Raw genomic sequence first — 21,788 nt, forward strand, 5'->3', positions numbered from 1 at the left:
ATTTTTCTAAAAAAATTACTTTTTTGCATAATTTTACAAAACTATTATTAATGTAAATAGTATTGTCTTATAATTTAAAAAGTATATTAAACACTCACTATTTTTTCATGAGAGGATGTGTTTTAGCTTTGTTTAAGGAAACAATCCCACTAATTAATGGCTTGCTAAGTCAAATTGACGACGTCGATAGTGAAGAAACACAAGAATGGCTCGATTCTTTCAATGCCTTAGTTCAAGATAAAGGAAACCCGAGAGCCAGGTTTATTCTATTAAGTTTATTACAAGAAGCTCGTACTAAAAATATTCGCATACCTTCTCCTTTGAATACACCTTATGTAAATACAATTGGAGTTCACGAAGAAGCCTTTTTCCCTGGTGACGAGGACTTAGAAAAACGTATACGTTCATGGATACGCTGGAACGCTGCTGTAATGGTTACTAGAGCACAAAGACCTGGAATCGGAGTTGGTGGACATATTTCTTCCTACGCCTCCTCTGCTGCTCTATATGAAGTTGGTTTTAACCATTTCTTTAGAGGTAAATCTCATCCAAATGGTGGCGACCACGTATTTTTCCAAGGACACGTAAGCCCTGGAATGTACGCTAGAGCTTTTCTAGAAGGACGTTTATCTGAAAAAGATTTAGATGGATTCCGTCAAGAAAAATCTCAAGCTCCACACGGTATACCATCTTACCCACACCCACGTTCATTACCTGATTTCTGGGAATTTCCAACTGTTTCTATGGGACTAGGGCCAGCTCAAGCAATCTACCAAGCATGGACTAACAAGTATTTAGCAATGCGTGGAATAAAAGACACATCAGCACAACGCGTTTGGGCGTTCTTGGGCGATGGTGAAATGGATGAACCAGAATCACGAGGCATGTTACAACTAGCAGGGCAACAAGGCTTAGACAACCTGACTTTTGTTATCAACTGTAACCTACAGCGCCTAGATGGTCCTGTGCGTGGAAATGGAAAAATTATTCAAGAACTTGAAGCTTTCTTTAAAGGTGCTGGCTGGAATGTTATCAAAGTAATTTGGGGACGTGGCTGGGACACCCTATTGAACGCTGATAAAGACCGTGCATTAGTTCATCTGATGAATGAATGCTTAGACGGAGATTACCAAACATTTAGAGCAAATGATGGAGCTTATATTAGAAAGCACTTCTTTGGGCGTGATCCACGTACTGCACGTTTAGTGGAAAATTGGACTGATGAGCAAATTTGGAGAGATCTAAGACGTGGTGGACACGACTACCGTAAACTTTACACAGCTTATAAAGCAGCTTGTGAACACACTGGTCAACCAACTGTAATTTTAGCTCACACCATTAAAGGCTGGAAGTTAGGTTCAAACTTTGCTGGTCGTAATGGTGCTCACCAAATGAAGAAATTATCCTTGGATGATTTGAAGCATTTACGTGATCGCTTACACATTCCGATTACTGATGAACAATTGGAATCTAATCCGACTATGCCTCCTTACTACAAACCTGACGAAAACGATGAGGCTTATAAATACATGTTGGATCGCAGGGCTAAACTTGGAGGATTTTTACCTTCACGCCATACTGATGCCACTGCCCTACCAATTCCGGCAGATAAAACATTTGAAGTATTCAAAAAAGGCTCAGGTGCAACCAAAGTTGCCTCAACTATGGCTTTTGTACGTTTACTAAAAGAAGTGATTAAGGATAAAGAAATAGGTAAATATTTCGCTCCTATTATCCCAGATGAAGCTAGAACATTTGGTATGGAGTCTCTGTTCCCTAGCGCTAAAATCTTTAATACTCTAGGACAAAATTATGTTCCAGTAGATAGCGAAATGATGCTTAGCTATAAAGAAGCAAAAAATGGTCAATTGCTACACACTGGTATTAATGAAGCTGGCTCTGTTGCTGCACTACAAGTACTAGGAACATCATACGCTACAAATGGTATTCACATGATTCCTATATACATTTTCTACTCAATGTTTGGTTTCCAAAGAACAGCTGATCAGTTCTGGGCTGCTGGAGACCAGCTTGCACGTGGTTTCATAATCGGAGCAACTGCTGGTAAAACTACTTTACAAGGTGAAGGTACACAGCATATGGATGGACATTCACATATTATTGCTGGTACTAACCACGCCGTAGTGCAGTACGATCCAGCCTATGCCTATGAAATTGCTCATATATTCAAAGATGGCCTAAAACGCATGTATGGCAATGCTGAAGAAAGAGCTGGTCGTGATCCTAATGTCATGTACTACTTGACAGTTTATAACGAGCCGATTATTCAACCAGCCGAACCTGAAAACTTAGACGTGGATGGTCTACTTAAAGGTATCTACAACATATCTAAATCACATCCTAATGCTGATTTGCAAGTACAGCTTATGGCTTCAGGTATTGCTCTACCATGGGCTGAAAAAGCTAGAGATATACTCGAAAAAGACTGGAATATTTCAGCTGGTGTTTGGTCAGTAACTTCTTGGCAAGAACTACGTCGCGAAGCTTTGGATATAGATAAACAAAACTGGCTGAATCCAACAGCACCAAAGAAAACACCATATTTAACCTCTGCGTTACAAGGCTATGATGGTCCATTTGTTGCGACTTCTGATTATGATAACTTGCTTGTAGATCAAATCAGCAAGTGGATTCCTGGTGACTATTACACTCTTGGCGCTGATGGATACGGATTCTCTGATACTCGTGCAGCAGCTCGTCGTTTCTACAATATTGATACTCATTCTCTAGTTGTTAAAGCACTATATGCTCTAGCTGAACAAGGCAAAATTGATCACGCCATTGTTGAACAAGCAATCCAAAAATATGATTTACACAATGTAAATGCTGATAGTACTAAAGAGTAATCTCATAAAATAAGGGGTGGTTTCCTAAGGAAATCACCCTACATATTAGGAAAACAATGGACAACTCAACAATTCTTATAGCTTCAGTTCTACTAGATAAAGTTAAATTCAACAAAGAAAAATTTATTGAAGATTTTTCTAAAGACTGGGGTATAACTCTTTCTGAGAGCATAGATGAAACAGATAGCGACATCAAAGAAATTCTCAGTGAAAACGATAGTGGGGATATATTCATCTCTCAAATAGATGGTGGATTTATTATAGTAAGCCTAATGCCTGCCCCTATTCCTAACAATGAAGTTGAAGAAAACGCTGGAAACTCCTTCTGGGAACAAGCAAGCGAAGTAGCTAAAATACACCAAGCCCATCTGCTAGTTACAGTAATTAGCGATGAAATCACACAAACAGAACTAGCGTTGCTGTTTACAAAGGTAGTTTCATCAACACTACTTCAAGAAAATGCTATTGCTGTATATGCTTTAGGAAGCGTATATGAACCACAATTTTATCGTGAAACAAGCCGTTACTGCCAAGATTCACAAATGCTACCAATCTTATTAGTAGTTTATTTTGGCATATATTCTGCTGACAATGGAAAAACTATTAACGGTTACACTTATGGTTTAGCCCAGTTTGGTAAAAAAGAAATAGAGATATTAAATAGCGACAAGCCTTATGATGAAGTTTATGGGTTTTTAATAGATATTTCAAACTACGTAATATCGTATGATGCTTTATTGCAAGATGGTGAAACTATTGGATTTTCTGAAGAACAAAAACTAGCAATTACTGTTTCTGAAGGTGTTGCATTAGAAAGTGAAAGCGTAAAAATAGAGTTGTAATATCACTTTTATAATAAAAAGAATTAAAAAATTATAGTAGGCTAAACAAATAACGTTATAGCCTACTTTTTATTACTCATAAATAAAACCCTAATTCTTATCTTCCTGTGTCAAAGCTTCAATAATTTCTTCAACGTGGCCATCTACTGACACTTTATTCCATGCTTTTACTACAACACTATCTTCATTTAACACAAAAGTTGATCGTTCAATTCCTTTTACTTCTTTTCCGAACATTTTCTTTACTTTTAAGACTTTAAATTCTTCACAAACTTTGCCATCTTCATCACTTAAAAGCTCGAAGTTAAAGCCCTTTTTCAAGCAAAAGCTCTGATGACTTTTAACACTATCCTTTGAAATTCCAACGACAGTATAACCAAGCTTTTGAAAATCTTCCAAGTGCTTATTAAAATCCATGCTTTCAATGGTACATCCTGGAGTATTATCTTTGGGATAAAAATATACTACTAAAGGTAAGTGGTCATTACTAACAAATTCTTCACCACTAGAAGACGGCAAAGCAAACTCAACCTTTTTACCTAATAATTCATTGTCACTCATTTTATCCTCCCCTAATAAACTTATATTGTTTATTTGTATTGACTACATAATACTAAAAGACTATAAAATATATCAATTTTACATTAAATGTTCTAACAGTAATTTTAACAACACATCAACAAAGTTATTCCCTAATAAAAAGAGGTACCTCTGAGATAAAAACAGAAATACCTCTTTACTTTATTCACAATTAACTAAAATAATGAACACCGCTTAAGAATATTCCTTGATCCTTGCTTCCATCAATATTTTTAGCAATATTTGAGCCGTTTCGCTCACTATGTCCCATCTTACCTAAGATGCGACCATCTTTGCTGATAAGCCCCTCTATAGCTAAAACTGAACCATTAGGATTATGAGCGATATCTAAGCTAGCTTTACCAGTATCATCAACGTACTGTGTAGCCACCTGACCGTTAGAAACAAGTTCAGCAAGCACTTGCTCATTAGCAATAAATTGTCCTTCACCGTGAGAAATAGGAATCAAATGTTCATCTCCAACATTTAGGCTATTAAACCATGGCGTGTGAACAGAGCTGATTCGAGTCCTCACATAGCGTGACTGATGGCGAGCAATCTTATTGAAAGTAAGGGTAGGTGAATTTTCATCCAAGTTACATATCTGACCGTATGGTAACAGTCCTAGTTTAATTAGAGCTTGGAATCCGTTACATATACCTAAAGCTAAACCATCCCTATCATAAAGTAATTTCATAATAGCCTCTGATAGTCGTGCCTGACGCAAGAAAGCTGCGATAAATTTTCCAGAACCATCAGGCTCATCACCGAATGAAAATCCACCCGGTAAAATCAACATTTGTCCCCTATTCAAGGCATTTTCTAGTCTTGTAACCGAATCAGCTAATAAATCAGGAGTCAAATTAGAAATCAAAACAGTTTCAGCTTTACCACCAGCAAGCTCAACTTGACGAGCAGTATCAAACTCGCAGTTAGTACCTGGAAATACAGGAATAATTGCAAGTGGTTTAACTTTTTCACCTGAGAATTGTATAGTTGGGCGATTATCGTACGAAATAGTCTCGCAACTACTTTTATCTTCTACAAGTGGTTTAGTTGGGTAAACTTCTTCAAGGACTTCTTCCCAATTATTTTGAAGAGCGTTCAACTCAACTTTTTCATCACCGTACATGATAATTTCGTCACAAGTTGTCTTGCCAATAAGTTCAAAACTTTCAGGTAATTCTTCAGTACTTTCAACAATAATACTGCCGTAAGACTTAGCATATAGTTCTTTTAGGGACAAATGGTTGTTCAGAATAACTCCAATACCATTTCCAAATGCCATCTTCATTATGCCCTCTAGGATACCTCCACGAGAAACAGCCCAAGCAGACAAAATCTTATTATCAAGCACACAACTGTTGTATTCTTCCCATTGTTTTGCAACTTTAGAAGAATCAATATGCAATTCATCAAGCATAGCGAACTTGAAAAGATAAAGCTTACTATTCTTAGATTTCAACTCACTTGATAAAACATTATTAGCATTAGCAAAAGTTGTAGCAAATGATATTAGAGTAGGTGGTACATCTAAATCTTCAAAACTACCACTCATTGAGTCTTTTCCACCAATTGCTGGAACACTAAAATCAATTTGTGCTTTCAAAGCGCCTAGCAAAGCCATAAATGGACTACTCCACCTGCTAGGATCATTCTTCAAGCTAGGGAAATATTCTTGCAGTGTTAGGTAAACTTGCTCTTTATCACTACCAGATGCAATAAGCTTCATAATTGATTCAAAAACAGCCAAATATGCACCTTGATACGGGTTAGTTGCAGCTATTTCTACATCAAATCCGTATGTAAATAAGCTAGCAGTATTTGTCTGTCCGTTCTTTACTGGAAGTTTAGCAGCCATGACTTGTGATGGAGTTAGCTGTCTTTTACCACCTAGTGGCATGAGAACAGTGCTAGCACCAACTGACCCATCAAACTGTTCGATAAGTCCACGTTTTGAACATATATTCAGATCGCTCGCTAAGTCAAAAGCAAGATTTGTAAAGCTCTCATACTTATCTTTATCTGTGTATGCTGTTTGAGAATGAACTTTGACTTTAGCTTGTTTGCTTGCACCAGCTGAATCAATAAACTTTCTATCCAAAGATACGACTTTTACATCGTTATATAGCATAGTTACTGTATCATCATCTGTTACTTCAGCAATTACTGTTGCCTCTAAGTTTTCTTCTAAAGCAAGCTTACTAAACTTTTCCCAATCTTTTGGATCGATTACACAGCTCATTCTCTCTTGAGATTCAGAAATAGCTATTTCTGTTGGAGTCAGACCTAGATATTTCTTAGGCACTCTATCTAAGTAAATACGTATGCCGTCAGCTAACTCACCCACTGATACGCACACACCACCAGCACCAAAGTCATTACATCGTTTAATCATAGGAGCTAAATCGTCTCGTTTGAATAAACGCTGTATTTTACGTTCTTCTACAGGGTTACCTTTTTGAACTTCGGAACCAGCAGTCTCTAGCGATGTCTCAGTGTGAGTTTTGGAAGAACCAGTAGCTCCACCACAGCCATCACGACCTGTACGACCTCCAACTAATACGACTAAATCGCCAGCTTGTGGTTTCAAACGAACAACATTTTTCTTTGGAGCAGCTGCAACTACAGCTCCTACTTCCATACGTTTTGCTTCGTAACCAAAATGATATATTTCATCTACTATTCCTGTTGGTAGCCCTATTTGGTTGCCGTAAGAAGAAAAGCCTTTTGCAGCTAAACTACATATTTGTCGTTGTGGTCGCTTACCAGCTCTTGTATCTTTTATAGCTTGCAAAGGATTAGCAGCACCTGTTAAACGCAACCCCTGATAAACGTATGCACGTCCTGAAAGAGGATCACGTATTGCACCACCAAGACAGGTTGCTGCTCCGCCGAAAGGCTCAATTTCTGTAGGATGGTTATGTGTTTCGTTTTTGAACATATAAAGCCAGTCTTCGTCTCCATTTGGAGTATCTACTTTTACGTTCACACTACAAGCGTTTATTTCTTCGCTTTCATCCAAGTTAGTTACTAAACCACGTTTTTTCAAAACTTTTGTAGCTATCGTAGCTATATCCATTAAAGTAATAGGACGTTTGGAAGAGTTTTCACCATATACTTCATCGCGTAGGTAAAGATAATCAGCGTAAGCTCTTTTAACATACTCGTCCTCAATACAAATATCTTCTAGCGAGGTATTAAAGGTTGTATGCCTACAGTGATCTGACCAATATGTATCAATAATTTTTAGCTCTGTTTCACTAGGATCTCGCTTGAGCTGTTCTTTATAGTACTTTTGCATAAAAGCTATGTCTTGACTATCCATTGCTAAACCGTGTTCTTTACGAACTTTATCTAGCTCATCGGGTGTCATAGCGCAAAAATTATTAATTATTTCAACTTCGAATACAGTTTCAACACTTTCTTCTATCTTACTAGGCTTTGATAGTTTTGCTTGTCTGCATTCTACTGGGTTTATTAGATAAGTTTTGATTGCTTCTTTATCAGAAAGCGTAATTTCCCCATGAAAAACATATAATGTAGCAACTTGAACTAAAGGCCTAATATTTGAGATTGCTTCAACACATTGGGCTGCTGAGTCTGCTCTCTGGTTATATTGTCCAGGTAAAGATTCTATAGCTAATGTCCAAGAGTTACTATCTACTTTTATTTCTTCAATATGTAAATCATCTGTTTGAGGTTCAGCCAAAACTGCTTGAAAATCAGCGTTATCAGTCAAATCTTTATCGATTTGAATATCATAGCGTTCAAATTTACGAATATTTGTTATGCTATTGATACCTAAGTCACGTTTTATAACTTCAACTAAACTTTTTTCTTGTTCCCTATAAGCAGGTTTTCTTTCGACAAAATAACGAAAAACACTCATTAAAGTGAACCTCCTGTTGAATGTATATCTGAAGTTCTATCTAAAGCTTTTGCACCGATGTCTTTACGATATTGCATTCCTTCAAAACTTATATTTGATACTAAACCGTAAACAGTATTTATTGCTTCTTGCAAAGTCTTTCCAACGGAAGTGACACCTAAAACACGTCCACCGTTAGATTCATAGTTGCCATCAGAGTTTATTCTTGTACCTGAGTGGAAAACAAAACTATTCGGATTTCCTATTTTTTCTAGTCCAGATATAACGTCACCTTTAGATGAAGAAGCAGGATAGCCTTTGGAAGCTAGTATCACACAAACAGCTGGTTCTTCTTTCCACTTGACATCTATACTTCCAAGCTTTTCTTCAACTACGGCTTCAACAATATCTACTAAGTCTGTGTCTAATCTATATAGAACAGGCTGTGTTTCAGGATCACCAAAACGAGCGTTGTATTCTAGTACTTTTACCCCATCTTTAGTCACCATTAAACCAGCGTACAATACTCCTTTGAAAGGAATACCCTCTTTACGCATAGCTTCAATAGTTGCTTCTAAAATATATTTTTGAGTAAATGATTGTACTTCTTCAGTGTATACAGGAGCTGGAGAATAAGCGCCCATTCCACCAGTATTTGGCCCTAAATCGTTGTCAAAAATACGTTTGTGATCTTGGGAAGAAACCATCGGAATAACTGTTTTTCCGTCAGAAAAAGCTAAAATACTAACTTCTTCACCTACTAAAAATTCTTCAATTAAAACTTTATTTCCAGCATTCCCAAAAACATTAGAAACAAGGATTTCCTCTAAAGCATTCGTTGCGTCTTGACGAGTTTTACAAATAACTACGCCTTTACCAGCAGCAAGTCCATCAGCCTTTATAACACATGGAATGCCTATTTCATCAACGAATTTTTCAGCCAATTCAATATCAGTAAAAACACCGTATTTAGCTGTAGGAATATTGTATTTATGCATGAGGTCTTTAGCAAAAGCTTTACTGCCCTCTAGTTGAGCAGCTAGCTTTGAAGGTCCAAAACAAGCACATCCTCGTTTTTCAAATTCGTCCACTATTCCTAAAGTTAATGGAATTTCAGGTCCTACCACTGTAATATCTACGGCATTATTTTTAGCAAAATCAGCAAGTTCTTCAATATTTTCAACTGGGATATCAACTCGCTCAGCTAAATCGTTCATTCCGTCATTACCAGGAGCAACATATATCTTTTCAACTCGTGGACTTTGGCTTATTTTCCATACAATGGCGTGTTCTCGTCCACCTGAGCCAATAACTAAAACTTTCATTTTCTTCCTCACGTCCTAGTGCCTGAAATGACGTACGCCTGTAAATACCATTGCAATACCATACTTATTACAAGCATCTATTACTTCTTCATCTCTCTTTGAACCACCAGGTTGAATGATAGCTTTAATGCCGTGTTTTGCAGCTTCATCAATGCTGTCAGCGAATGGGAAGAAAGCGTCTGAGGCTAAGACAGCTCCATTTGCTTCTTCTCCAGCGTATTCAAAAGCAATCTTAGCTGAGCCAACTCTGTTCATTTGACCGGCACCTACACCTAGAGTTTTCTCATCTTTAGCTATAACAATCGCATTAGATTTGACGTGCTTTACAACTTTCCAAGCAAAAATTAGTTCATCAAGTAGTTTGTCGTCAACTTTTGTTTGAGTCACTAAAGTTACATCTTGTTTCTCAACTCTCTTATGATCGCTTTCTTGTACTAAGAAACCACCAGAAACTGTTGTAACTTGCATTTGATGTGAATTGAGCAAAGTTTTAGTTTCAAGCACACGTAAATTTTGTTTTCCTCTTAGTATTTCTAGTGCTTTTTCTGTAAATTCTGGGGCAATTACTGCTTCCATGAAAGTTTTTACTATCTCGTGCGCAGTATCTTCATCTACAACAGAGTTTATTGCAATAATTCCACCAAAAGCTGATAGACTGTCAGCTTCGTATGCTCTTTTATAAGCCTCGACAACTGTTTCCCCTAATGCGAAACCACAAGGGTTTGTGTGCTTGATAATGGCACAAGCTGGTTTATTTTGGAATTCGTTTACGAGTTCCCAAGCAGCGTTTACATCTACAATATTGTTGTAAGATAATTCTTTTCCATTGAGCTGTTCAGCACCAGTTACAGTTCCAGAAACTGGATTAGAAGAGTAGAAAGCAGCCTTTTGGTGAGGATTTTCTCCATATCGTAGTGATTGCTTTAACTTGCCACCAAGGGTTTTTTCAACTGGCAAGGAAACATCTTGTAGTGTTTGCAAGTACTGAGAAATTGCGCTGTCATATCTAGCTGTATGTTCGAAAGCATTTCGCGCTAAACGTGCTTTAAATTCAGTTGATAGTTCGCCTTTTTCTAAAGTAGAAATAACTTCTTCGTACTGCTCGGGCGAGACAACTACACTAACACGTTCGTAGTTTTTAGCTGCTGATCGAATCATAGTTGGGCCACCAATATCAATGTTTTCAATGGCTTCAGCTAACTCTACATTTTCTTTAGAAATTGTTTTCTCAAATGGATACAAGTTTACGACAACCATATCAATTGGAGTAATTTCGTGTTCTTTTAAAGTATCTAAATGTTTCTGCTCATTTTTAGCTAAAATGGCTCCATGTACATTAGGATGTAAAGTTTTTACTCTACCGTCAAGTATTTCTGGAAAATGAGTAATTTCTGAGATTCCTATTACAGGTATTTCGTTATCTTTAAGAGTTTTTGCTGTTCCTCCAGTTGATATAATTTCATATCCTAGTGAAGATAGTTTTTTAGCAAACTCAACAATACCTGTTTTATCAGATACACTAATCAATACTCTTTTCATTATTGGTTCCCTTTGTTTATGTAGACTGTTCTATCTACAATGGCTAATTGTTTTTGGTTATAGTAATTAATTGCTTTTGTATAAAGTTTATGTTCTTCAACAAGAATTCGCTCAGACAAGCTATCTTCGTCATCATCACTGTAAACAGGAACACTAGCTTGTGCGATTATAGGACCTGTATCAAGTCCTTTATCTACAAAGTGAACAGTACATCCACTTACTTTAACCCCATAGTCAATTGCTTGTTTTTGGGCATGTAACCCTGGAAAAGATGGAAGTAAAGAAGGATGAATATTCATAATGGGAGTTTTTATATTATCTAGAAAAGTTTTTCCCAAAATTCTCATATATCCAGCCAGTACAACTAAATCGTAGTCATACTTGTTTATTTCTGTGACTAGTTCTTTTTCGTAGTTTTCTTTACTCGAATAGTTTCTTGGATTGATAACTGCACTATTTATTCCTATTTCTTTAGCCTTATTTATAATATTAGCTGTAGGATTATCTGAAAAAATAGCTACAATTTCAGCGTCTAAACGATTTTGAATACAAGAGTTATGAATAGCTAAAGCGTTTGACCCTCTGCCAGAAGCTAGAATGATTAGTTTTGTTGTCATTTGTTTTCCTAGCTATACAAATTCTACTTTTGCACTACCGTTTACAATCTCACCGATTTCGTATGCATCCAGTCCAAGTTCAGAAAATTCTTTTTGAATTTGCAGAGCTTTTTCAGGTTTTACAACTAAAACATATCCTATTCCCATATTGAAAGTACGGTACATTTCTGTAGATTCAATATTTCCTAAGTTTTGTATCAGTGTAAAAATATGTGGTATTTCCCACGAATCTTTAGTTATATTGGCATTTGTATTTTTAGGTAAGACACGTGGAATATTTTCTATCAGTCCACCACCTGTTATATGAGCCATAGCGTTTATATCGCCAGCATATTTCTCTAAAATTTTCATGACATAAGGCACATATATACGAGTTGGAGTAAGTAGTGTTTGTCCTACAGTATTTCCGCTACTATCAATAACGGTATCAATATCATAGCCTGCACGCTCAAATAAAACTTTACGAGCTAGAGAAAATCCGTTGCTATGTAGTCCAGTAGAAGCGAGACCAATTATTTTATCTCCTACTTTTACATTAGAACCATCAACGATTTTTTTCTTATCAACTATTCCAACTGAAAAACCTGCAACATCGTACTCATCTTTTTTGTAGAATCCAGGCATTTCTGCGGTTTCTCCACCTATCAAAGCACATCCAGCTTGTTTACATCCATCGGCAACGCCTTTTACAATCAAAGCAACTTTTTCTGGGTCTAGTTGTCCTACTGCTAAGTAGTCTAAGAAAAATATAGGTTCAGCACCACTTACCAAAATGTCGTTTACACACATGGCAACAGCATCAATTCCTATTGTGTCATGTATACCTGTTTTAAAAGCCAAATCGAGTTTTGTACCTACTCCATCTGTACCAGATACTAAAATTGGTTCTTCGTATTTGTCTTTTTGTAAAGCAAATAAGCCACCAAATCCACCTAAATCTGTTATAACTTCTGGTCTAAAAGTAGATTTAACATATGGTTTCATTTTCTCTACAGACAAATTACCATTATCTATATTTACGCCAGAATCAGCATAAGTCATCGGGATATCATTCATTTTTCCGCCTCATAATCACTAGGAACACCCATACGATAACGACCGTCCAAACAAGCAGTACAAAAATTTTCTTTATTTCCAACAGCTTTAAGAAGGCCAGGTAAACTCAAATAATTTAAACTATCAGCACCTATATACTCTCTTATTTCTTCTGTTGATTTTGTTGCAGCTATTAATGTGTCTCTGTTACCCGTATCAATTCCGTAAAAACACGGATATTTTACTGGAGGACAAGTTATTAGCATATGTACTTCTTTAGCACCTCTTTGGCGTAACCTTTCAATTAAACGCTTACTAGTGGTACCCCTAACTATTGAATCATCGACAACAGCCACACGTTTACCTTCAATTTCGTCCCTTATGGGATTAAGTTTAAGATTTACCATCAACTCTCGCATTTCCTGAGTTGGCTGTATGAAAGTGCGTCCTGCGTAACGATTTTTCAAAATACCTTGAGTGAACTTTATGTCTTGTACTGATGCGAACCCTATTGCAGCTGTTGTACCAGAATCAGGTACTGGGATAACTATATCCACATCTAATTTTTCAAGTTCATCAGCTAAAATTTCACCCATTCTTCGGCGAGACAAATTGACGTTGATTCCATCTAAGTTACTATCAGGTCTTGCAAAGTACACGTATTCAAATATACAGTGGGCTTTTTGTGGTTTAGGATCAATCTCGGTCATGAAACTTGTCACACCAGTTTCATCAATTACTAATACTTCTCCTGCTTCAATATCTCTTATGAAAGTTGCATCAATCGTAGATAATGCACAGCTTTCAGATGCCACAACATACCCATTTTTATATTTACCTAAACACAGTGGACGGTTTCCATAAGGATCTCTAGCTGCATACAGTTTATTTTTATTTAAAGCTACAAATGCATATGAGCCTTTTATATCTCCCATGGATTTCACAAAAGCTTGTTCAAGTGGCAAATCTGTATATTGGGCCAGCATATGTACAACTACTTCTGTGTCTACACTTGTGTGAAAGACCGATCCTTTTTTAGTTAAATATTTACGTAAGTTTTCTGTGTTAGCGAGATTACCGTTATGAGCTAAAGCTATTTCACCTAGATTGTAGTTTGCAACTATTGGCTGTGTGTTAGTTAGGCTGTTACACCCTGTTGTAGAGTAACGAACATGTCCGATAGCTGCGTGTCCTTTCAAAGTATCAAGTTCTCGCTCTGAAAAAACTTCAGTTACAAGTCCAAGCCCTTTGTAATGTTTTATACCTTCTTCGTCACTTACGGCGATACCACAACCTTCTTGACCTCTGTGTTGCAACGCAAATAAACCGTAATATGTAAGTCTTGATACATCTTGTCCAGGTGCATATATTGCGAATACACCGCATTCTTCATGCAGATTGTCGTCTTCGCTAATTAGCATTTTTTCTCCCATTAATCGTTAAGTTCTTTTTCTAAACGACTTAATACTTCTTGATATGCTTCTTCCACATTTCCAAGATCTCTACGGAATCTATCTTTGTCTAGTTTTTCATTTGTTTTGCTGTCCCATAAACGGCAAGTATCAGGAGAAATTTCATCAGCTAATATAATGTTTCCGTTAGGTAAACGACCAAATTCAATTTTGAAGTCTACTAATGTCAAGCCACATTCTGCGAATAATTCTTGAAGTAAATCGTTGATTTTGAAAGCTTGTTCGCTAATGTAATCTAGTTCTTCTTTAGTTGCTAGTCCTAGTGCTATAGCGTGATAATCATTAATCATTGGATCACCTAATTCATCATTTTTATAGCATAGTTCCAAAATAGGCGAAGTTAGTTTTTCTCCCTCTGGTTTACCTAGGCGTTTTGCTAGTGATCCTGCAACAATGTTCCTCATAATGACTTCAAGCATTACTATTTCGACTTTATGTACGATTTGATGAGTATCATCCACATATTCAACTAAGTGTGTTTTTACACCATTATTTTCTAGTTTTTTGAAAATTAGTGTAGAAATTTTATTATTCATTACACCTTTTTCGTGAATCTGCCCCTTTTTTTCACCATTAAAAGCAGTGGCATCATCTTTATACTCAATCATATATAGATTTTCATCACTTGTTTTAAAAACCTTTTTGGCTTTTCCTTCGTAAAGCTGTTCTAGAACTTTCACATCCATTGTTTTTCTCCTTTTTGTTTGTTTAGTTTTCGTAATAGTAAGTTTTGTATTTCTATCCTTTAGCTTATCCTCTAACCAATCAACCCAATACGTTTAAAAATTTCATCCACATTCTTTATGTGATAGTTATAATCAAAAGCATCATCTATATCTGCTTTAGAGAGTACTTCAGTTATATTATGGTCACTTTCAACTAAGGGCCTAAACTGGCGTTGTTCATCCCAAGCTTGTGCTGTTTTAGGTTGCACTAAATCATAAGCTTGTTCACGGCTCATTCCTTTTTCAATAAGCTTTAGCATTAGTCTTTGGCTATAAATCAAACCAAATGTTCTATCCATATTTTTCAACATATTTTCAGGAAATACGGTAAGTTGGTCTATTATTTTATTGAATCGGTTCAACATATAGTCCAGCAAAGTTGTAGCATCTGGAACAATAATTCTTTCAGTAGAAGAATGAGAAATATCGCGTTCATGCCACAATGGGACATTTTCATAAGCTGTGTGCATATATCCACGAATTACCCTTGCAATTCCACACAAATTTTCACATCCAATAGGATTACGTTTGTGTGGCATGGCTGATGAGCCTTTTTGTCCTTTAGCGAAGTATTCTTCTACTTCACGGCACTCACTCTTTTGCAAGCCTCTAATTTCAGTTGCAAAACGTTCTATAGAGGTAGCAATTAATCCTAATGTGGCAAAATATTCAGCATGTAAATCACGTGGCAAAATTTGTGTTGAAATTTCTTGAGGACGTATCCCTAAATTGTTACAAACAAACTCTTCAACTGCTGGTGGTGTATTAGCGAAAGTTCCAACTGCTCCACTAATTTTTCCAGCTTCAACTGCTAAGCGAGCTTTTTCAAAACGTTCAATATTTCGTTTCATTTCTGAATACCATGTAGCAAGCTTTAACCCAAAAGTAGTTGGTTCAGCATGAACTCCGTGTGTACGTCCCATTTGTACAGTGTCTTTATATTGAATAGCTTTTTTAGCAATAGTGCCAGTGAGTTCTTGTAAATCTTTTAGCAATATATCGTTTGCCTGACGTATTAAGTACCCATAAGCAGTATCTACTACATCAGTACTAGTGAGCCCATAATGTACCCACTTTTTCTCTTCACCTAGAGACTCACTTACGCACCTAGTAAAAGCAACAACATCGTGACGAGTTTGTAACTCTATCTCATTTATACGGTCAATATCAAACTTAGCTTTGGCTCGTATTTGAGCAACATCATCTTTGGGAATTACTCCTAGCTTACTCCAAGCTTCACAAGCAAGAATCTCTACCTCGAGCCAAGCTTTGAATTTATTATCTTCTAACCAAATTTTTGCCATTTCCGGTCTGCTATAACGCTCGATCACGATTCTTTCTCCCTTATTTAGTTCTCTAGTAGAAGTTCTTGAAGTTTAGCGTTTTTTCGCGATACCTCTTCTACCATTTTTTCCTTATAGTGATGAAGTTTTTCACGTAACTTTTCATCTTTGGTTGCAAGTATCTGAATTGCTAATAAACCTGCATTTTTAGCTCCATCTACAGCAACGGTTGCAACTGGAACTCCAGAAGGCATTTGTACTATTGCGTACAGAGCATCTATTCCATTCAGCGCTGTAGCATTTATTGGTACACCGATAACTGGTAAAACAGTTTTTGCAGCAATTACCCCCGGAAGATGAGCAGCAGCTCCAGCTCCAGCTATTAAAACTTGTATACCTTTTTCTTCAGCACTTTGCGCATAGTTTAAAGCCATTTCAGGGGTTCTATGAGCACTAGCAACAATCATTTCGAATTCTACGTCGAATTCTCTCAAAACATCAGCAGTCTTTTCCAAAATACGGTAATCCGAATCACTGCCCATTACAATGCCAACTCTAGCCGGCATAATTCCTCCACTTTTGAAAAATAAAAGCCCAGGCCAGTAGACTTCCTGAAAAGGTTACTAGGAAACCTACCCGCCTGGGCTTTTATCCCTTCGGTGTAGCACTAACAAGTGCCCATATCACTCGGTCAAATTCATTTGCCCTAGATATGCTTTCCCGTAATTGAAATATTTGACAATATCTACTTACGGCTAATTACAAACTAAATCTAACATAGATATTTTTATTTCTCTACTATATTTAGGAAATTATTATTAAAAAGTTTTAGTTTTATTTAACAGTAACAAACTTATAAATAAAAAAGGGAAAGAATAAGCATTTGCCTATCTTTCCCTCTTTTTATACAAAGTCATTATGAAAATTTAATTATTAAACCTATTGCAACAATTGATATTACCCAAATAACAGCTAGAGCCACCGTCAAACGGTTCAAGTTTCTCTCAGCTACACCACTGGAAGCAACAGATGTTGAAAGTCCACCACCAAACATATCGGATAGGCCTCCACCGTTTCCTTTATGCATCAAAATAGTTAATATCAAGAAAATGCTAGAGATAACAAGCAAAACTTGAAAAGTAACTAGTAAAGCACCCACGTGTTTTCCAATCGTTTATACAACAAAATACTCGTACATTTTAACATAGTTTTGTTAAAATTTCCTGCAATAAACTAATTTATCAAGTTATAAATCAAAAAATAATCTATAGTGGGGAAAATCTATCGCATTTTTCTCCCCACTACAAAAACCATACTACAAGTTATATGAAGCTATAGTTACAAATTCTTCAGCTTTCAAACTAGCTCCACCTATCAAAGCACCATCAACGTCAGATTGTGCCATTAACTCTTTGATAGTAGAAGACTTAACTGATCCTCCGTACAAAACTCTTACTACACTGGCTACTTCTTCTCCATACTCTTTTTCTAGATAAGAGCGAATAGCTGCACATACTTCCTGTGCATCTTCAGCAGTTGCAACCTCTCCTGTACCAATTGCCCAAATTGGCTCATAAGCAATTACTATTTTACTTATGTCATCAGAATTTATCTCAGCAAAAGCACCTTTTAGCTGTTCTAATACATATTCTACGTGCTGGCCTGCACGACGAACTTGCAAAGGTTCACCACAGCAAAGTATAGGTTTCATACCATTATCTAGAATAACTTGTGCTTTAGTTCCAACAAGTTGATCTGATTCATTATGATATTCACGGCGTTCAGAGTGCCCCACTAAAACATACTCACATTTTAGTGTTTTCAACATTTGTGCTGAAATTTCACCAGTATAAGCTCCTGTTCCGCTATGGGCTGATACATCTTGCGCACCGTATTTTATCTCAAATCCATCACTATCAATAACAGTTTGAACTGAACGAATATCAGTAAAAGGTGGAACTATTAAAACTTCAGTTTTTAAAGTTCCCAAATCTTTTATATTATTTCCAATTTCACTAACTAGCTGTATTGCTTCCAGATGATTCATATTCATCTTCCAGTTACCAGCAATCAAAGGTGTACGCATATTTTTATCCTTTCAATACGCTTATCCCTGGAAGATCTTTACCTTCCAAAAGTTCTAAACTAGCTCCACCACCTGTAGAAATATGAGAAAATTTACTTTCATCAAATCCAAGTAGACGTATAGCTGCAGCCGAGTCGCCTCCACCAACAATAGAAAAAGCTTCACTATCGCTCAAAGCAGTAGCAATAGCTTTAGTTCCATTTGCAAATTCTTCAAATTCAAAGACTCCCATAGGACCATTCCAAACGCAAACTTTGGATTCTTTTATCACTTTAGCAAAAAGTTCTTGAGTCTTTACACCGATATCAAGCCCCATTTTATCAGCTGGAATTGAGTCAATATCAACGTTTTCACCCTTTGCATCTTTGCTAAACTCATCAGCTACAACTACATCAATTGGCAAAATTATTTCAACATTATTTTCTTTAGCTTTTTCTAAATATGTTTTTACAACTTCAAGCTTTTCTAAGTCTAGTAGGCTTTTACCAACTTCGTATCCTAAAGCATTTACGAAAGTAAAAGCCATTCCTCCACCAATAACAATTCTATCGGCTTTAGAAATCAAGTTATCAATTACCCCTAGTTTATCGCTTACTTTCGCCCCACCTAGTATTACAGTATAAGGACGTTCATCAACGTTATTGACTGCCCTACTCAAAGCAGATATTTCTTTTTCAACTAGCATTCCAGCAACACTAGGTACTAGTTTTGCACAGTCATATACGGAAGCTTGTTTCCTATGAACAACTCCAAAACCATCAGATACGAAATAATCGATATCCTCAGTTAGTTCATTAGCAAACTCTACTCTTTCTTCATCTATTTTAGAGGTTTCCCTAGAATCAAAACGAACGTTTTCAAGCAATAATAACTGAGATTTTTCTAAAGCTTTTTTCTTTTCTTTAGCATCTATTCCTACTGTGTCTTCAGCGAAGAATACTTCATTTGATAACAATTCACCAAGCCTATTAGCAACAATTTTCAAGGAAAATTTTTTATCCACTTGTCCTTTAGGCCTACCTAAATGTGCCATTACAATAACTTTTGCGCCTTTGCTGAGTAAAAATTCTAAAGTTGGTAATGCTGCACGTATACGTCCGTCATCAGTAATATTGTTATCTTGGACAGGAACATTAAAATCAGCACGAACTAAAACTTTTTTACCTTCAAGATCATTTATAAAAGACAGATCTCGCATATTAACTCCTAATATTAAAATTGCACCTACAAAAAGGATGTAGGTGCAATTTAAAAACACGATTATAGACGTTCACCTACGTATAGAGCCAAATCAATGAGACGGTTTGAATAGCCCCATTCATTGTCATACCAAGAAACAACCTTCACCTGGTTACCAATTACTTTAGTCAACCCTGCATCAAAAATTGAAGAAGCTGGATCTGTAACGATATCTGAGGAAACAATAGGATCCTCTGTGTATGTCAAAATACCTTTTAGATATGTTTCTGAAGCTTCTTTAATAGCAGCATTTACTTCTTCAACTGTAACTTCACGTGAAGCTGTAAATGTCAAATCGGTTGCAGAACCTGTAGGTGTTGGTACACGTAGAGCATAACCGTCAAGCTTTCCCTTTAGTTCTGGTAGAACTAGTGATACTGCTTTTGCCGCACCTGTTGAAGTAGGAACAATATTTGTAGCAGCTGCACGAGAACGACGCAAATCCCTGTGAGGACCATCCATCAAATTCTGATCAGCTGTGTAGGCATGAACAGTTGTCATTAGACCGCGCTCAATTCCAAAAGTATCGCTCAATACCTTAGCCATAGGTGCAAGACAGTTTGTTGTACAAGAAGCATTTGAGATTACATGATGATTTTGTGGATCATAATCAGTATGGTTTACACCAACTACAAAAGTAGCATCTTCGTTCTTACCAGGAGCAGAAATAATAACTTTCTTAGCACCGCCAGCAATATGATCACGAGCCACATTAGCATCTGTAAAACGACCAGTTGACTCAATTACGATATCAACATCATAGTCACCCCAAGGAATATTACGTGGTTCACGCTCGTTGAAGAAAGCAATTTTACGTGCACCAATGCTAATTGATGAATCATCGTATGAAACTTCCTCTTTCAATACTCCAAGAATTGAATCATACTTTAACAAGTGTGCCAAAACTTTGTTATCAGTTAGGTCATTTACAGCAACAATTTCAACATCTGCACCGCTTTCTAATACAGCACGTGTAAAGTTACGACCAATACGTCCAAAACCATTAATACCAACACGAATAGTCATGTTTCCCCCAATCCTTTAAGGATAAGATAGATCACGATATCGCCTAAACCACATTATTTAGGACAACAAATATTACTCTATCATTTTACAATGTAGATTACTAAAAAGTAATAATAAAATTCTACAGACAGATATATATTACAAATATTTATATAAAGTATATATTCCAAAGATTATGTTTATAAATTTTCTGTATAAACGTAAATAAAGGCAATTACAAAATAGAAAGTCCAATTGTGTATGCATACGAATATATTTTTATAAATATCTGTAATTTCTAGTCGGTAATAGAGTTATTCAAAGCTGCTTCTGTATCAGGAATACCAAGCTCATGAGCTCTTTTATCAGCCAATCCAAGCAAACGGCGTATACGACCTGCAACAGCATCTTTAGTCAAAGGCGGATTAGCATATCTTCCTAGTTCTTCCAAGCTGGCATGCTTATATTCTAAACGTAACATACCTGCAGCTTTCAAATGTTCAGGAACATCATCACCTAAAATTTCAAAAGCTCTCTTTACTCTAGTATTAGCAACAACAGCAGCACGCACACTTCGACGCAAGTTAGCATCATCAAAATTAGCAAGACGATTAATAGCCCCACGCATTTCGCGCCTATTGCGTCCATCTTTCCAAATTTCTAGAGTCTTTGCAGCTCCCATAGCCTCAATAATGTTAGAAATCATATCGCCCTCACGAACGATAACCTTATCTACTCCTCTAACATCACGCATTTTAGCTGTAGCTCCAAATCTGCGAACAGCACCCATAATTGCTAGTGCTGATTCAGGACCTGGACATGAAATTTCTAGTGATGCTGAACGACCGGGTTCAGTTAAAGATCCTCTAGCTAAAAATGCTCCACGCAAAACAGCAATAGATTCTTCTTTACCCCCAGAAATTATCTGTGAAGGCAAGCCACGTATAGGACGACCAAGCTGATCGATCAAACCAGTCAAACGTGCAAGCTTATCAGCATTTTGCACTACTCTAACAACATAGCGTTGGCCTTTTCTAATGCCACTGCCTTTTACCACAACGATTGAAGAATTTATTTTATAAAGCCCTTGTAAAGCATGGCGAAGTCTTGCCGCAGCACGTGAAGAATCTAGCTCGGCCTCTATAACAATACGACCTGATACTAAGTGAAGACCGCCAGCAAAACGTAGCATAGCAGAAATTTCACATTGCCACTGTGATACAGTCTCACACTTATAGCCTGCTAATTCATCTTTTAAATCACCTGTAAGAGACATTGAACGAACCCTTTACCTATAAAAAAA

General features: G+C 36.7%; 17 protein-coding genes. 2 read left to right on the top strand and 15 right to left on the bottom strand.

Translation table 11 applies throughout. From position 1 onward, the window contains the following. The first annotated feature begins 107 nt into the window (after positions 1 to 107). On the top strand, positions 108 to 2,867 hold the full coding sequence (gene aceE, locus HCQ94_RS03905; protein WP_166982081.1) for a pyruvate dehydrogenase (acetyl-transferring), homodimeric type: 2,760 nt from the start codon (positions 108 to 110) through the stop codon (positions 2,865 to 2,867). 56 nt (positions 2,868 to 2,923) lie between these two features. After that, positions 2,924 to 3,709, top strand: a complete 786-nt coding sequence (locus HCQ94_RS03910) for a DUF4261 domain-containing protein (RefSeq protein WP_166982084.1) — start codon at positions 2,924 to 2,926, stop codon at positions 3,707 to 3,709. Between the two features lie 90 nt (positions 3,710 to 3,799). Here HCQ94_RS03910 and HCQ94_RS03915 read toward each other — a convergent pair whose 3' ends face one another. The 15 genes from HCQ94_RS03915 to whiA form a co-directional block, all read right to left on the bottom strand. Then, positions 3,800 to 4,270 (bottom strand): peroxiredoxin, encoded by a 471-nt coding sequence (locus HCQ94_RS03915; RefSeq protein WP_166982087.1) that lies wholly within the window; start codon positions 4,268 to 4,270, stop codon positions 3,800 to 3,802. 190 nt (positions 4,271 to 4,460) lie between these two features. Next, a complete protein-coding gene (locus tag HCQ94_RS03920; RefSeq protein WP_166982090.1) occupies positions 4,461 to 8,180 on the bottom strand; it encodes a phosphoribosylformylglycinamidine synthase in 3,720 nt (1,239 codons plus the stop codon). Continuing rightward, positions 8,180 to 9,484 (bottom strand): phosphoribosylamine--glycine ligase, encoded by a 1,305-nt coding sequence (gene purD / locus HCQ94_RS03925; RefSeq protein ID WP_166982093.1) that lies wholly within the window; start codon positions 9,482 to 9,484, stop codon positions 8,180 to 8,182. The genes HCQ94_RS03920 and purD overlap by 1 nt, the downstream gene beginning before the upstream one ends. 15 nt (positions 9,485 to 9,499) lie before the next feature. Then, a complete protein-coding gene (gene purH / locus HCQ94_RS03930) occupies positions 9,500 to 11,023 on the bottom strand; it encodes a bifunctional phosphoribosylaminoimidazolecarboxamide formyltransferase/IMP cyclohydrolase (protein WP_196373600.1) in 1,524 nt (507 codons plus the stop codon). Beyond that, positions 11,023 to 11,640 carry a phosphoribosylglycinamide formyltransferase gene (gene purN / locus HCQ94_RS03935; RefSeq protein WP_166982096.1) on the bottom strand — a complete coding sequence of 206 codons (618 nt, stop codon included), beginning with the start codon at positions 11,638 to 11,640 and terminating at the stop codon, positions 11,023 to 11,025. The genes purH and purN overlap by 1 nt, the downstream gene beginning before the upstream one ends. A 12-nt stretch (positions 11,641 to 11,652) precedes the next feature. After that, positions 11,653 to 12,696, bottom strand: coding sequence for a phosphoribosylformylglycinamidine cyclo-ligase (purM, locus tag HCQ94_RS03940; protein WP_166982099.1), 1,044 nt, complete (start codon positions 12,694 to 12,696; stop codon positions 11,653 to 11,655). Continuing rightward, positions 12,693 to 14,096, bottom strand: coding sequence for an amidophosphoribosyltransferase (purF, locus tag HCQ94_RS03945; RefSeq protein WP_166977832.1), 1,404 nt, complete (start codon positions 14,094 to 14,096; stop codon positions 12,693 to 12,695). Before purF ends, purM begins: the two co-directional genes overlap by 4 nt. An 11-nt stretch (positions 14,097 to 14,107) precedes the next feature. Beyond that, complete coding sequence (purC, locus tag HCQ94_RS03950) at positions 14,108 to 14,833, bottom strand: phosphoribosylaminoimidazolesuccinocarboxamide synthase (protein ID WP_269775634.1); 726 nt, start codon at positions 14,831 to 14,833, stop codon at positions 14,108 to 14,110. 71 nt (positions 14,834 to 14,904) lie between these two features. After that, a complete protein-coding gene (gene purB, locus HCQ94_RS03955; protein ID WP_166982102.1) occupies positions 14,905 to 16,203 on the bottom strand; it encodes an adenylosuccinate lyase in 1,299 nt (432 codons plus the stop codon). A 17-nt stretch (positions 16,204 to 16,220) separates the two neighbouring features. After that, on the bottom strand, positions 16,221 to 16,721 hold the full coding sequence (purE, locus tag HCQ94_RS03960) for a 5-(carboxyamino)imidazole ribonucleotide mutase (RefSeq protein WP_166977836.1): 501 nt from the start codon (positions 16,719 to 16,721) through the stop codon (positions 16,221 to 16,223). A gap of 350 nt (positions 16,722 to 17,071) precedes the next feature. After that, the gene (gene secG / locus HCQ94_RS03965) at positions 17,072 to 17,314 is read right to left on the bottom strand and encodes a preprotein translocase subunit SecG (RefSeq protein WP_166977838.1); all 243 of its coding nucleotides are present in this window, start codon (positions 17,312 to 17,314) and stop codon (positions 17,072 to 17,074) included. Between the two features lie 156 nt (positions 17,315 to 17,470). After that, the gene (tpiA, locus tag HCQ94_RS03970; protein ID WP_166982105.1) at positions 17,471 to 18,241 is read right to left on the bottom strand and encodes a triose-phosphate isomerase; all 771 of its coding nucleotides are present in this window, start codon (positions 18,239 to 18,241) and stop codon (positions 17,471 to 17,473) included. Positions 18,242 to 18,245: 4 nt separating this feature from the next. Further along, the gene (locus HCQ94_RS03975) at positions 18,246 to 19,439 is read right to left on the bottom strand and encodes a phosphoglycerate kinase (protein ID WP_166982108.1); all 1,194 of its coding nucleotides are present in this window, start codon (positions 19,437 to 19,439) and stop codon (positions 18,246 to 18,248) included. Positions 19,440 to 19,501: 62 nt separating this feature from the next. Then, positions 19,502 to 20,506, bottom strand: a complete 1,005-nt coding sequence (gene gap / locus HCQ94_RS03980; RefSeq protein ID WP_166977844.1) for a type I glyceraldehyde-3-phosphate dehydrogenase — start codon at positions 20,504 to 20,506, stop codon at positions 19,502 to 19,504. Positions 20,507 to 20,783: 277 nt separating this feature from the next. After that, the gene (gene whiA, locus HCQ94_RS03985; protein WP_166977845.1) at positions 20,784 to 21,761 is read right to left on the bottom strand and encodes a DNA-binding protein WhiA; all 978 of its coding nucleotides are present in this window, start codon (positions 21,759 to 21,761) and stop codon (positions 20,784 to 20,786) included. Positions 21,762 to 21,788: the final 27 nt, after the last annotated feature.

The sequence above is a fragment of the Actinomyces sp. zg-332 genome (genome assembly GCF_011751945.2).
Lineage (GTDB): Bacteria > Actinomycetota > Actinomycetes > Actinomycetales > Actinomycetaceae > ZJ293.

Coding starts and splice junctions, on each gene's coding strand:
- aceE (WP_166982081.1), top strand. CDS start 108: ATGAGAGGATGTGTTTTAGCTTTGTTTAAGGAAACAATCCCACTAATT.
- HCQ94_RS03910 (WP_166982084.1), top strand. CDS start 2,924: ATGGACAACTCAACAATTCTTATAGCTTCAGTTCTACTAGATAAAGTT.
- HCQ94_RS03915 (WP_166982087.1), bottom strand. CDS start 4,270: ATGAGTGACAATGAATTATTAGGTAAAAAGGTTGAGTTTGCTTTGCCG.
- HCQ94_RS03920 (WP_166982090.1), bottom strand. CDS start 8,180: ATGAGTGTTTTTCGTTATTTTGTCGAAAGAAAACCTGCTTATAGGGAA.
- purD (WP_166982093.1), bottom strand. CDS start 9,484: ATGAAAGTTTTAGTTATTGGCTCAGGTGGACGAGAACACGCCATTGTA.
- purH (WP_196373600.1), bottom strand. CDS start 11,023: ATGAAAAGAGTATTGATTAGTGTATCTGATAAAACAGGTATTGTTGAG.
- purN (WP_166982096.1), bottom strand. CDS start 11,640: ATGACAACAAAACTAATCATTCTAGCTTCTGGCAGAGGGTCAAACGCT.
- purM (WP_166982099.1), bottom strand. CDS start 12,696: ATGAATGATATCCCGATGACTTATGCTGATTCTGGCGTAAATATAGAT.
- purF (WP_166977832.1), bottom strand. CDS start 14,096: ATGCTAATTAGCGAAGACGACAATCTGCATGAAGAATGCGGTGTATTC.
- purC (WP_269775634.1), bottom strand. CDS start 14,833: ATGGATGTGAAAGTTCTAGAACAGCTTTACGAAGGAAAAGCCAAAAAG.
- purE (WP_166977836.1), bottom strand. CDS start 16,721: ATGCCGGCTAGAGTTGGCATTGTAATGGGCAGTGATTCGGATTACCGT.
- tpiA (WP_166982105.1), bottom strand. CDS start 18,241: ATGCGTACACCTTTGATTGCTGGTAACTGGAAGATGAATATGAATCAT.
- HCQ94_RS03975 (WP_166982108.1), bottom strand. CDS start 19,439: ATGCGAGATCTGTCTTTTATAAATGATCTTGAAGGTAAAAAAGTTTTA.
- gap (WP_166977844.1), bottom strand. CDS start 20,506: ATGACTATTCGTGTTGGTATTAATGGTTTTGGACGTATTGGTCGTAAC.
- whiA (WP_166977845.1), bottom strand. CDS start 21,761: ATGTCTCTTACAGGTGATTTAAAAGATGAATTAGCAGGCTATAAGTGT.